At 61.1% G+C, this 13,732-nt stretch carries 7 protein-coding genes and 1 pseudogene; 4 read left to right on the top strand and 4 right to left on the bottom strand.

Going from position 1 to position 13,732, the window contains the following annotated elements:
- Positions 1-511 precede the first annotated feature (511 nt).
- The 4 genes from CIW50_RS03435 (at position 512) to CIW50_RS03420 (ending at position 10,005) form a co-directional block, all read left to right on the top strand.
- On the top strand, positions 512-4,585 hold the full coding sequence (locus CIW50_RS03435) for a VCBS domain-containing protein (RefSeq protein ID WP_246664121.1): 4,074 nt from the start codon (positions 512-514) through the stop codon (positions 4,583-4,585).
- Between the two features lie 122 nt (positions 4,586-4,707).
- Complete coding sequence (locus CIW50_RS03430; protein WP_149530395.1) at positions 4,708-6,465, top strand: type I secretion system permease/ATPase; 1,758 nt, start codon at positions 4,708-4,710, stop codon at positions 6,463-6,465.
- Positions 6,462-7,769 (top strand): HlyD family type I secretion periplasmic adaptor subunit, encoded by a 1,308-nt coding sequence (locus tag CIW50_RS03425; protein WP_149529839.1) that lies wholly within the window; start codon positions 6,462-6,464, stop codon positions 7,767-7,769. Before CIW50_RS03430 ends, CIW50_RS03425 begins: the two co-directional genes overlap by 4 nt.
- 10 nt (positions 7,770-7,779) lie before the next feature.
- Positions 7,780-10,005 carry a CHASE2 domain-containing protein gene (locus CIW50_RS03420; RefSeq protein WP_149529838.1) on the top strand — a complete coding sequence of 742 codons (2,226 nt, stop codon included), beginning with the start codon at positions 7,780-7,782 and terminating at the stop codon, positions 10,003-10,005.
- An 85-nt stretch (positions 10,006-10,090) separates the two neighbouring features.
- Here the strand turns inward: CIW50_RS03420 and CIW50_RS03415 are convergent, their stop codons facing one another.
- The 4 genes and pseudogenes from CIW50_RS03415 to ssuD all read right to left on the bottom strand — a co-directional run bounded on the left by CIW50_RS03415 (position 10,091) and on the right by ssuD (position 13,585).
- Entirely contained in the window at positions 10,091-10,693 is a 603-nt protein-coding gene (locus CIW50_RS03415; protein ID WP_149529837.1) for a flavin reductase family protein, read from the bottom strand.
- 25 nt (positions 10,694-10,718) lie between these two features.
- Positions 10,719-11,363 (bottom strand): annotated as a pseudogene (locus CIW50_RS03410) (ABC transporter ATP-binding protein); the annotation flags it as partial.
- Positions 11,364-11,601: 238 nt separating this feature from the next.
- Complete coding sequence (locus CIW50_RS03405; RefSeq protein ID WP_149529835.1) at positions 11,602-12,408, bottom strand: ABC transporter permease subunit; 807 nt, start codon at positions 12,406-12,408, stop codon at positions 11,602-11,604.
- Between the two features lie 19 nt (positions 12,409-12,427).
- Complete coding sequence (gene ssuD, locus CIW50_RS03400; protein ID WP_149529834.1) at positions 12,428-13,585, bottom strand: FMNH2-dependent alkanesulfonate monooxygenase; 1,158 nt, start codon at positions 13,583-13,585, stop codon at positions 12,428-12,430.
- Positions 13,586-13,732: the final 147 nt, after the last annotated feature.

Raw genomic sequence — 13,732 nt, 5'->3', positions numbered from 1 at the left:
GATCATTTGTGGGGCCATCTTGAGGCGGCTGATTTTCGACGGAATTAAAAGGGGTTAGCCGGGTCGGCGAAGTTCGCGGACAGGCTGAAAAGGGGCTAACCGGCTTGACGACAATTTTATCGAAATGGCCAAAAGCCTCGTGCGGGAGGGATTATATTACCTCATGCATTCGTTCCGGCGACGTCGATTTCCGGAACCGGGAACACAGCCTGAACTCGGAACATCGTTAACAAAAATTCAATATATGGATCAATGGTATCTGGATGATTTCACAAAATAGCCGATAGTCTGAAAAATGATGCGCAGACGTCCACTATCGCATTGCACCCCGCGGTGGTATGCATGGCTCATAAATTAGCTAATTAATAACCATAACCATGCGCGGTAGACATTGAACTACGCGGGTCCATTCGAGTTTTCGCAATCTGCCGATGCACCGGCCGAACCAACGGCTGGCAACGGCAGTATTGGCCATACGCTTTCCGCTCATGCAGCCGGTTCCACGATTGTCGTGCAGGATGCTAACCTGCTGTTTTCCGGCGACTACAAGCGCTCCGGCGTCGATCTCGTCCTGTCAAAGGACGGACACGAACACGTCGTCTCCGACTATTTCAAGGGTTCGCTGCGCGCAGCTCTGTCGTCGCCCGATGGCGCGCAACTGTCCGGCGATCTCGTCACTGCCCTTGTTGGCGAAGTGCAGCTCGCCCAGCTCGGCGGCGGCGCCAATGCTGCAGCCCAGGTCATCGGTACCATCAGCAAGCTAGCCGGCAGTGCGACTGCGATCCGCAATGGCGTCTCTGTGATGCTCAATGTCGGAGACCAGGTGCAGAAGGGCGACGTGGTCCAGGCTGGCGCAGACTCATCGCTGACCATGACTTTCATTGATGGCACCGTGTTTGGCCTCTCGGCCAACGCACGCATGGTACTGAACGAGATGGTCTACGATCCCAACGGATCGTCGAATTCATCCCTGCTCAGCCTCGTGCAGGGTACGATCACCTTCGTTGCCGGCGAAACAGCCAAACATGGCAACATGCGCGTCGATACGCCGGTGGCGACGATGGGCATTCGCGGCACCGCCGTGCTGGTCGAAATCGGTTTCGAAGTGCCCGGACAGGGCGGTGCACCGCCGGTGAAATTCCAGGTTCTGCTCGAGCCCAACGGCGCGACCGGCTCCTACGTTTTGTATAGCAAGACCAGCGGCCAGGCGATCGGCACAGTCAATACGGCCGGTCAGGTCACCAGCGTGCTCGGCAATGGCGATACATCCACGGGCATCGCAGATCCGCTGTCGCCGACCGCCCAGGCGATCATCCAGCAGACTCTGCAGCAGTACTTCCCGAACTACCTGCCGAACGCCAACCCGCGCAGTAACGGATCCGGTGGAGGCTCCTCGCCGTCCGATCCCAATTCCGGCACCAGCCCCGATCCTTTGAAGTTCATTCTTCCGGATTATCTGCCCAACCAGCCGTATACTGTCCCGATCAAGCTGCAGGGCGATGGTTCTACTACGCCACCGATCGATGTCACCTTCACGCGCTTCAATACCGCGCCGATCGTCACCGTCGCTCCGGTTGTCGTGATGCTTCCGGTCGACAAGACCAGCTTCGACATCAAGGATCAGGTCCAGATCACCGATCCGGATAGCGGCGACGTTGCGACACCCTATGTACCGGGCACAGCGCATATCATTTCAGCGAGTGGCCCGAGCGGCACGCCCACGTCGCTTGACCTCAAATCGCTGATCACCGTCGATCCACAAACCGGCCATGTCAGCTACGATCCGGCGGCGTTCAAGTTCCTCGCCGCAGGACAGAAGGCCATCTACACTATCGGCTTCGACAGCCAGTCCGGGCCGGACACGACTCACGCGACTCTGACCTTCACGGTCGATGGCTCCAATGATGCGCCGGTCGTGCTGTCAGCGCTAACCGCTGCAGCGAGCCAGAATGACGGCGCGCAGAGTTTCAATCTGCTCGCCGGCGCGTCCGATGCCGATCTCGGCGAAACGGCGACGCTGACCGTCGGCAACGTCAAATTCGCGCTAAATGGCGGCACCGCACAACAGGCTGCACCGACCGGCGTGACTCTGACCGGCACGACGCTGCATGTCGATCCCAGCGCCTTTGCCTATCTCGGCGAAGGCCAGACCGCGACCATCACAGTCACTTACAACGTCATCGATGCCCATGGGGCGACCGTCGCGCAGACCGAGACGATTACAGTTACGGGGACGAATGATGCGCCTGTCGTCAGCGGGGCCGTCCTCGGCACAGCGATCGAAGACGCAGCCTCTCCTGTTACGCTCGATGCGCTGGCCCATGCGACGGACATCGACAACGGCACCACGCTGACGGTCGTCAATATTCCGACGAACCTGCCTCCCGGCGTGACCTTTGACTTGGAAACGCATTCGTTCTCGCTGGATCCAAGCGTCAACGCCTACCAATATCTCGGTGCAGGTGTAGAGACCATCGTCACCGTTACTTATGGTATCTTTGACGGTCACACGACAACGGCAGCTTCGGTGTCGTGGACCGTGACCGGCACCAACGATGCTGCTGTCATTTCCGGCACCACGACGGGTTCCGTTGCCGTAGGAGGAGAGACAACAGAAGTCAGTGGCACACTCACTGACACCGATGTCGATAATGCGCCGAATACATTCCAGGCAGTTTCAACGCCTGCATCGACCACCCATGGCTATGGCACTTTCACGATCACTGCCGCCGGGCAATGGACCTTCATTCTCGACGGATGCAACGCAACTGTTGCGGCTCTGGGTCCAGACGATACCCTGAACGAAACCTTCACGGTGAAGACGGCTGACGGTTCCGAACAGCAGATATCCATCACCATCAACGGACCACCCTACACCGGCACGAGCACCTGGACCGGACAAACCGGAAACGACAACTGGTACGATCCAGCCAACTGGTCACCAGCGCACGTGCCAGGCCCGACCGATACCGCTGTTTTCGACACCGCGAGCATTACACTCATTCTGGGCATCGCGATCGACGTCGCCAGTTTAGAAGTCGCGTCCGGCACGACGATCAATCTCACCGGCACCGGCACACTCAGCATCGGCGAACTGACGAATGCCGGCAGCATCATCCTGAACCCAGGAACCACGGTCGAAGTGAATGGCACTGTCCAGAATCAAGGACAGCTCATCGTCGATGATCACACCGCCGGAGCGACCCTGCTGATCCACGGCACCGTCACGCTCGAGGGCGAAGGTACCGTGACCCTCGACGGCACGGCCGACAAGATCACCGGCGACTCCCTGAATTCGAAACTCGTCAATGCCGACAACACGATCAACGGCTATGGCCAGCTCGGCGCCGGCAAGCTCAGCATCGTCAATGAATGCGACGGAAAGATCATCGCATCCGACTGCTCGCACGCGCTGATTATCGACACCGGCAAGGGCAGCCTGATCAATTTCGGCGTCATCGCGTCGATGGCCACCGGCGGCCTCGAAATCAAGGGCGATCTGGTCAATTACGGGACCATCGAAGCCTATGCCGGCCTGTTCGAGATCGACGGCAATGTCACCGGTCACGGCACCGCGAAAATCAGCGGTGGCACGCTGGAATTCGGCGGCTGGTCGGACGCCAATGTGACATTCTCCGGCATCAGCAGCGACGAACTGATCCTGGATCGCGGCTCTCACTTCGTCGGGACCGTTTCCGGTCTGTCTTATGGCGACTCGATCGAATTACAGGGCATTTCACCCTGGCAGCTCTGGTTCGACCAGCACAACGGCGTCGTCGATGTGCATTACGGCTGGGGCAAGAACGACTATTTCACGCTGACCGATCCAGGCGTGCTGAAGCATCTCGACATCGACTCCGACCATCACGGCGGCACCGAAATCACATGGAGCAATGACGCGCCCGAAATCGATACGTCATCGGCTGAGCTTTCCAGGCTCCACGACGGCTATTTCAAGATTTCCGACGTGTCGGTGGGAGACAAGGATTGGTCCAGCGGTGAGAGCTATAAACTGGATATCAACGGCACGGTGGTGAAGTCGGGATCGCTGTCCTCGATAGACCACTACCTCGAAGACGGTTTCACCTTTAAGCCTTCCGATTCAGACGCGCCTCAAGCCACCGTTGCAGTCACCGTCACTGACGGATTCGGCGCCAGCGAGCATGTCAATTTCATCTTCAATACAGCACCTCTCCTGTCCAATACTCAGGTGTCACTGAACGGTACGGACGGGCAGGACGTCATCTTCGCGACAGGCAATAGCGACACGTTGACGGGTGGCAAAGGTGCCGATCAATTCGTCTTCGGGCCACATAGCGGCTGGGCTGACAAGGATATCATCACGGACTTCAAAGTGGGCACCGACAAGATCGTGCTCGACCACATTCGTGGCGTGCCCAATCTTTCAGGCCCCTTCGGCGATCTGAAGCTGACCCTTTGGGAACTGTCCGGCGGAATCGAGCAAAAGGGAGACAATACCCTGATCCACCTCGATGGCGGTGACACGCTGCAGCTCACCAACGTGCACATGTCCCAGTTGCACGCCAGCGACTTCATCGTCCACCCCTATTCCAGCGTGGCGTAACGCGGCTCCGCCGTTAACCGTCCCGCCGACAGCACCTGCACAAATAGCCTGACTGATGGCATAGTGGCTGTCAGATCGGCGCCTGACGAGCGGCCGTCCGCATGATCCGCAAAGGCTTGACGATGCAGCGTGGCCTGTCACGAACTTCCAGCCTGCCGGCGCGGACCGAGCTCGGCGATGCCTTGCGGGCCTGCCGCGGCGCCTTTCTGGGCGTCGGGCTGATGAGCTGCATGATCAATATCCTGTATCTGACCGGCTCGTTCTTCATGCTCGAGGTCTATGACCGCGTGCTGCCGAGCCGCAGCGTGCCGACTCTCGTCGGTCTCGTCGTCCTGGCCGGCGGGCTTTATGTGGCCCAGGGCATTCTGGACCTGCTGCGCGGGCGCATTCTGGTGCGGATCGGCAGTTCGCTGGATGAAGCGCTGAGCCCCCGCGTATTCCAGACCGTGGTGAGGCTTCCGCTCATGGCCGGCGGCCACAACGAAGGTCTGCAGCCGCTGCGCGACCTCGACAACGTTCGCTCATTTCTTTCCGGCATGGGACCGAGCGCGCTGTTCGACCTGCCCTGGCTGCCGCTCTATCTGGCGATCTGTTTTGCGTTTCATCCGATGATCGGCGTCACCGCGCTGGTCGGCGCAGTGCTGCTGGTGGGTCTCACGATCCTCACTGAAATCATGACCCGCGAACCTGCGCGCGAGGCCAACGGTCTTGCGGCACGCCGCAGCGGCATCGCTTCGGCCAGCCGGCGCAATGCCGAAGTCGTCGTCGCGATGGGCATGGCCGGGCGTCTGACACAGCGCTGGCGCGAGGCCAATGAGACCTATCTGGCCGGCAACCAGCGCACCAGCGATGTCGCCGGCGGTCTCGGCGCCATCGCCAAGGTCATGCGCATGATCCTGCAATCGGCGGTGCTCGGCGTCGGTGCTTATCTCGTGATCAATCAGGAAGCCACCGCCGGCATCATCATCGCCGGCTCGATCCTCAGCGCTCGCGCGCTGGCGCCGGTCGACCTCGCGATCGCGCACTGGAAGGGTTTTGTCACCGCCCGGCAGAGTTGGCATCGGCTCAACGGGCTGCTGCACGCTCTACCGGAGCAAACAGCACTGACCCAGTTGCAAGATCCGTCGCAGAAACTGACCATTGAAGGCGTCAGCATTGCCCCGCCGGGTGAACAGAAGATCACCGTCAGCGACATCACCTTTGCGCTCAATGCCGGCAACGGCCTCGGCATCATCGGACCGTCGGGCTCCGGCAAATCATCGCTGCTGCGCGCATTGGTCGGCGTCTGGAAACCGGTTCGCGGTCATGTCCGGCTCGATGCCGCAGCACTTGAGCAATGGGCGCCGGACGATCTCGGCCGCCATATCGGCTACCTGCCGCAGGACGTCGAACTGTTCTCCGGCTCCATCGCCGATAATATCTGCCGCTTCAATCCCGATGCGAAGGATGACGATATCATCGCCGCGGCAAAGCAGGCTGGCGTCCATGACCTCATCGTCGGCATGCGCGAAGGCTACGACACGCAGGTCGGCGATCACGGCGGCGTTCTCTCCGCCGGTCAGGCGCAGCGCATCGCGCTGGCACGTGCGCTTTACGGCGATCCGTTCCTGATCGTTCTGGACGAACCCAATTCCAATCTCGATACCGAAGGCGACGAAGCGCTGACCAAGGCCGTGCGCGCGGCCCGTACGCGCGGCGCCATCGTCATCGTCGTTGCACACCGGCCGATCGGCATCGAAGGCGTCGACATGCTGTTGGTGCTGAAGGATGGTCGCATGCAGGCCTTCGGGCCGAAGGAGACCGTGCTGGGTCAGGTGCTGCAGCGCCCGGCAGCACAGCCGATCAAGATCGTCGCCGACGGCGGAGTAGCCAAGCCATGACTACGCCGCTGACAGGATCGCGCCGCTCGATCCGAATCCACCTCATTATCGGCCTCGTCGTTGTGCTTGTGCTCGCAGGCGGTTTGGGCGGCTGGGCGTCGACCGCGCAGATCTCCGGCGCTCTGATCGCGCCGGGCTCGGTGGTCGTCGATTCCAATGTCAAGAAAGTCCAGCACCCGACCGGCGGCGTCGTCGGCGAAGTGCGTGCCCGCGACGGCGACGTGGTGAAGGCTGGCGATGTCGTCGTGCGCCTCGACGACACTGTGACCAAAGCCGGCCTCGCCATCGTCACCAAGAACCTCAACGGATTGTGGGCCCGCGCAGCGCGGCTGGAGGCCGAGCAGCGCGGTGCTGAATTCATCACCTTTCCGCCGCTGCTGCTGGAGCAACTCGCCGAATTCGACGTGAAGAATGTCATCGCCAGCGAGACAAAACTGTTCAATGTGCGCTCGACCGGCCGTGTCGGCCAGAAACAGCAGCTGCGCGAGCGCATTGCGCAGCTGAATGAAGAGATCGCCGGCCTGACCGCACAGGAGACGGCCAAGACCCGCGAGATCGCGCTGGTCGAAAAGGAACTGGTCGGCGTCCGCGGACTGTTCGATCAGCAACTAGTCCAGATCTCGCGCCTGACTGTACTGGAGCGCGATGCTGCCCGCCTCGCCGGCGAACGGGCGCAGTTCATCGCCGCCCGTGCCCAAGCCAAGGGCAAGATCACGGAGATCGAGCTGCAGATTTTCCAGATCGACAAGGATCTGGTCAGCGAAGTTTCCAAGGATTTGCGCGAGACCAATGACAAGATAGGCGAGTTCGTCGAACGCAAGGTCACCGCCGAGGACCAGTTGCGCCGCATTGATATCCGCGCGCCGCAGGACGGCATGGTGCTGCAATCCACCGTGCATACGGTTGGTGGCGTCATCACCGCCGGCGATGCGATCATGCTGATCGTGCCGCAGACCGACAATCTGTCGGTGGAAGCCCGGGTCAATCCGCAGGACATCGACAAGCTGCAGATCGGCCAGAAGACACTGTTGCGCCTCTCCGCCTTCAATCAGCGTACTACGCCGGAGCTCAACGGCGCCGTCAGCCGCGTCTCCCCGGATACGACGACGGATCAGCGCACCGGGCAGAGTTACTACACGATCCGGATTTCGATGCCGGCATCGGAAGTCGCCAAGCTCGGCGATGTACGCCTGATCCCCGGCATGCCCGTCGAAGCCTTCGTGCAGACTGGCGACCGCACCATGCTGTCCTATCTCGCCAAGCCGCTAAGCGATCAATTGATGCGCGCCTTCCGCGAGAAATGATCCGACAACCATGAAACGCATGCGGCGAGTGAGACGGCTGGCGTGGCAGTTTGGTCGGGCACGTGCGTTCTGTCTTGTCCTGCTGCTGAGCCTCGCGCTGCTGCGTATCGCCGACCCGCCCGCCATCGAGGAATTGCGGCTGCGGGTCTTCGACACCTATCAGGTGATCCAACCGCGCGTGAAAACGGCGAAGCCGGTCACGATCGTTGATATCGACGAGAAGAGCCTTGCAAAATATGGTCAGTGGCCGTGGCCGCGCACGCGCATCGCCGATCTGGTCACTAGGCTGAACCAGCTTGGTGCTGTGGTCACCGCTTTCGACATCGTGTTCCCCGAACCGGACCGGCTGAATCCTGCTCTCGCAGCCGAGAGCTTTTCCGGAATCGACGACGAGACGCGCACCCGGCTGAAGGCACTGCCCAGCAACGATCAGATTCTTGCCGACGCCATCCGGCGCTCGCGCGTGGTCCTTGGCGAATCCGGCCTGCCCTATGTCGTTTCGGAGCTCGACAAGTCTCTGCCCCTGACGGGATTGGCCACGCTCGGCGGCGATCCGCAGCCGTTCATGCTGTCGTTTCCCGGACTGATCCGGAATATCGACCTGCTGGAGAAGGCCGCCATGGGACGCGGCCTGTTCACGATCAGCCAGGAGCGCGACGGTCTCGTGCGCCGCGTACCCGTGATGATGCAGGCGCAAGGCATGGTCATGCCGTCGCTGAGCTTCGAGATGCTGCGCGCCATCACTGGCACCGACACGATCCTCATCAAGTCGGACCGCGCCGGAATCAAGAGCATCCGCGTCGGGAGTCTGGAGATTCCCACCGATAGCGAAGGACGGATCTGGGTGCACTTCGCCAAGCGCGATCCCAGCATCTATGTGTCGGCATCTGACGTGCTCGACGGCACTGTGCAGCCCGGCATGATCGCACGGCATCTGGTGCTGATCGGCACCTCGGCGGTCGGCTTGCTCGATACCAAGACGACACCGCTCGATGCCGTGATCCCCGGCGTCGAGGTTCATGCGCAGGTGCTGGAGAGCGCGCTGACAAAAACCGTTCTGTCGCAGCCGGCCTATGCGCGGGGCGCCGAGCTGTGCATCGCGATCATTCTCGGCATCATCGTGATCTGGTTGGCCCCGATGTTCGGACCTGTCACTCTGGTCATCATGGGCGCCGTGTTCGCGGCGCTGCTTGCCGGTACGTCCTGGTATTTCTACACGCAGCATCGCCTGCTGATCGACTTCACCTATCCCCTGCTCTCGACTACGCTGATTTATCTCACGCTGATCTTCAGCAATTTCGTGCGCGAACAGGCACAGCGCCGCCGTATCCGCTCGGCCTTCAGCCAGTATCTGTCGCCGGCGCTGGTGGCTCAGCTTGCGCAATCGCCGGAGAAACTGGTGCTTGGCGGCGAAGAGCGTGAAATGACCATCATGTTCTCGGACGTGCGCGGCTTCACCACGATCTCGGAATCCTACAAGCACGATCCGCATGGCCTGACCACGCTGATGAATCGTTTCCTGACGCCGATCACCAATGCAATCCTCGATCGCAAGGGCACCATCGACAAATACATGGGCGACGCTGTCATGGCGTTCTGGAACGCGCCGCTCGACGACGACCAGCACCAGATCAATGCGTGTCATGCGGCACTCGACATGCTGGATCGTATTGATGCGCTGAACCACCTGCGTGAAGACGAAGCCGCGCAAGGCGGCCACGTTTATATTCCGATCAATGTCGGCATCGGCCTCAATACCGGCATCTGCGTGGTCGGCAATATGGGATCAGATCTACGTTTCGACTATTCAGTGCTCGGCGACAGCGTCAATCTGGCCTCGCGTCTCGAAGGCCAGTCGAAGGAATACGGCTTTCCGATCATCATCGGCTCGAAGACCGCGCTCGCCGCCAAGGACAAGTTCGCCATTCTCGAACTCGACTTCATCATGGTGAAGGGCAAGAAAGAGCCGGAAGTGATCTACGCCATCGCCGGACGCGAGGACGTGATGCAATCCGAACGCTTCCAGACGCTCCGCAACCTGACTATCGAGATGCTCGCCTGTTATCGCGGCCGCGACTGGGACGGTGCGCTATTCGCGATCGAACGTGGCCGTCATTCGGATGTCGCCAATACGCTCGAACAACTCTACGGCCTCTATGAAAAGCGCATCCGCAGCTATCAGGAGAATCCGCCGCCAGAGGATTGGAGCGGAGCGTTTGCATTACTGACGAAGTAGTCCCACGTAGGGCGCACAATAGCAAAGCGTATTGCGGCAGCGGCCGGTGGGTTACGCTGAGCTAACCCGCCCTACAATCTACGGATCAAATCTCCCGGAGCGCTCGCATGCTGGGCACGCTGACTTCGGCAAGCTTCAGATTGTCTTCGTTCTGGTCGATCGCCACATATTGCCCGTCCCAATAGGTCAATGCGGTGTGCGGGACCGAGGTGATGACATCGCGGACACGGCCGATGACGATGGCGTGGGAGTGACGCTCGATGACTTCCTCGACGTCGCAATCGATCGCCGCGAGACTGTCCGTCAGTAGAGGCACGCCGGTGGCGCGGGTGACCCATTGCGCGCCAACAAAACGCTCGGCACCCTTCAATCCGCCCTTGCCGGAGAAACGCTCAGCCACGTCGAGCTGTTCAGCTGACAGAATGTTGACGCCGAAGGCACCGTAGCGCTGCAACAGCGGCCAGGACGACGACTCCCTGTTGACGCTGACGATCAGCGTCGGCGGATCAACCGACAGCGACGAGACCGACGTCACCGTCATGCCGGTGATGTCCTTATCGCGCCCAACGGTGATGACGCTGACGCCGCCGGCCAGCACCCGCATGGCGCCGCGGAATTCCTGCGAAGAGACCTCGCGATCGGAGGAAAGTTCACGATCGACAACGATGTTACGAACGACGGAATTCATGGCAGCCTCGCAGGTCACAATAGTCTCACAAGCCGGTGGCGTCGGCTCCCGGGCCGAGCAGATTGCGCAGGATCGACCCTTCCAGCGCCGCAAGGTCCGCTGAGCCGCGCTGCCGCGGCCGGGCGATATCGACATTGATATCGTGCGCGATGCGTCCGTCTTCGATCACAAGCACGCGATCAGCCAGCGCCACGGCCTCGGACACGTCATGCGTCACCAGAATCGAGGTGAACGTCTGATCGTGCCAGACGCGGCCAAGCAACTGCTGCATCGAAATACGGGTGAGCGCATCGAGCGCACCGAGCGGCTCGTCGAGCGCCAGCACGCGCGGATGGCTGACCAGCGCGCGGGCCAGTGCAACGCGCTGCTTCTGGCCACCTGACAAGATGGACGGCCATTGATCGCGCTTCTCGGCGAGACCGACTTCCGTCAACGCGCTTTCAGCGCGCGCTTTGGCATCGGCCGACACCCGATCACGGCCGAGTCCGACTTCGACATTCGACAGCACGTTGGCCCAGGGCAGCAGACGCGGCTCCTGGAACATCACGCGAATGTCCTCCGCGCGGGTCTCTTCACCGAAACTGATGGTGCCCGCCGTCGGCTTGTCCAAACCTGCGATCAGGCGCAACAACGTGCTCTTGCCGCAGCCGCTCTGGCCGACGATGGCCACAAATTGCCCGGCAGGAATATGCAGATCGACGCCGCGCAGCACTTCATTGCTGCCGAAGGATTTCCGCAAACCGCGGATGGTCAACGACAATCCGCGGGACTTCTGCTCCGATGGGCGGCGCGCCTGCGCGGTGCGCGCCTGTTCGAAATCGACTGGCGCATCAACCAGCTGAGCATCGGCATGGCTGAGGCGAAGGGACTGCTGCACGGTCATTTCAAACTCTCGCTTTCAACTTCGCTCAGTGTTTCTGGAAGGCCGGGTGCCAGGACAGCGTCAGGCGCTCCAGCGCCCGCGAAGCGCTATCCGCGACCTTGCCCAGCAGGGCGTAGATCAGGATGCTGAGCACCACGACATCGATCTGCATGAATTCACGCGCCTGCATTGCCATGTAGCCAAGGCCCGAGGAGGCGGCGATCGTTTCCGCCACGATCAGCGTCAGCCACATGATGCCGAGTGCGAAACGGACGCCGACGAAGATCGACGGCAACGCGCCGGGGAAGATCACGCGACGGAACAACTCGCCATTGCTCATGCCATAGATGCGGCCCATCTCGATCAGCTGCGGATCGACGGTGCGGATGCCATGCAGCGTGTTCAGATAGATCGGGAAGAACACGCCGAGCGCAACGAGAAACAGCTTGGCTGATTCATCGATGCCGAACCACAGGATGACCAGTGGGATCAGCGCCAGATGCGGCACATTGCGCACCATCTGCAGCGTCGTATCCGTGAGCTTGCTGCTAAGCTGCGACAGACCGTTGGCGAGGCCGAAGGCAAAGCCGATGCTGCCGCCGATCAGAAAGCCGATCGAAGCACGCCAGAACGACACCCAGATATTCTGGACGAGTTCGCCTGAGAGCAGCAGCTTCCAGCCAGCCAAAGCGACATCGGTTGGCGCCGGCATCACCCGCGCAGGCACGTAACCGGTTACGCAAGCGGCCTGCCAGGCCAGCAGGATAACCAGCGGCACGATCCACTGGGTCAGGCCGTCGATGCGTGGCAAGCGAAAGATGCGAACGCGGGGGAGAATTTCAACGATGCTCATGATAGGGTGCCTGTCGGAATTACGAGGCGCTCTGCGCGCGATGCTCATTGGCGACGATTTCGCCGACCGGACCGGTGCGAGCGCGTAGCGGCGTGACGTTGTCGTGCTGTTGCAGCGACAGCAGCGGGAAAACGAGTTCGGCGAAGCGATAGGCCTCCTCGAGATGCGGATAGCCGGACATGATGAACGTATCGACGCCGACGTCCTGATATTCCTTGATGCGCGCCGCCACCGTCTGCGCATCGCCGACCAGTGCCGTACCCGCTCCGCCGCGCACGAGACCAACACCGGCCCAGAGGTTCGGGCTGATCTCGAGCTTGTCGCGACGTCCGCCATGCAGCTGCATCATGCGCTGCTGGCCGACCGAATCCTGCCGGGCCAATGTCTTCTGCGCGTTGGCGATGACGTCGTCGGTGACATATTGAATGAGTTCGTCGGCGGCCTTCCACGCGGCCTCGTTGGTCTCGCGCACCACCACATGAAGACGGATGCCGAAAGACAGCTTGCGACCGCGCTTTTCGGCAGCAGCCCTGACCCGCGCGACCTTCTCCGCGACCTGCGCCGGCGGCTCGCCCCAGGTGAGATATTTGTCGACAGTGTCCACCGCGACATCGATGCCGGCGTCCGACGAGCCACCGAAATAGAGCGGCGGACGCGGCGACTGCACCGGCGGGAAGATCAGGCGGCCATCCTCGATCTGGATGTGCTTGCCCTGGACATTGACAGTCTTTCCAGCGAGCAGATCACTGTAGACGTTGAGGAATTCGCGGGTAACCGCATAGCGCTCGTCATGCGGCAGAAAGATGCCGTCGCCTTTGTTCTCGACGGGATCGCCGCCGGTGACGACATTGATCAACAGGCGCCCGTTGGTGACCCGGTCCAGCGTTGCGGTCATGCGCGCAGCAACGCTCGGCGACTGCAGGCCAGGGCGCACGGCGACGAGATAGCGAAGCTGTTCGGTCCAGGGAGCCACAGCCGATGCGACCACCCATGAATCCTCGCAACTGCGCCCTGTCGGCAGCAGCACGCCAAAATAGCCCAACTGATCGGCCGCCTGCGCGATCTGACGGAGATATTTGAAGTCAATCTCGCGCGCACCATGGGTCGAAGCGAGATAGCGTCCATCGCCGTGGGTCGGCAGGAACCAAAGAACATTGGCTTTAGACGGATTGCTCATTGGCGACATCTCTCTCGCATCGGGCGACCATTGCGGCGTCGCAGAAGGATGGTGTCGTGGCATTGACCTGTCGAGTGGTCCGGGAAAATAGCGATGCACGCACTGTGACTTACGCCGATGACGGCGTGTTCCTTTCAAACTTCACCG

The organism is Tardiphaga sp. P9-11 (assembly GCF_008329525.1).
In the GTDB taxonomy this organism is placed as follows: domain Bacteria; phylum Pseudomonadota; class Alphaproteobacteria; order Rhizobiales; family Xanthobacteraceae; genus Tardiphaga.
The sequence above is the reverse complement of the archived record's forward strand: the minus strand, read 5'-3'. Positions and strand labels throughout refer to the sequence as shown.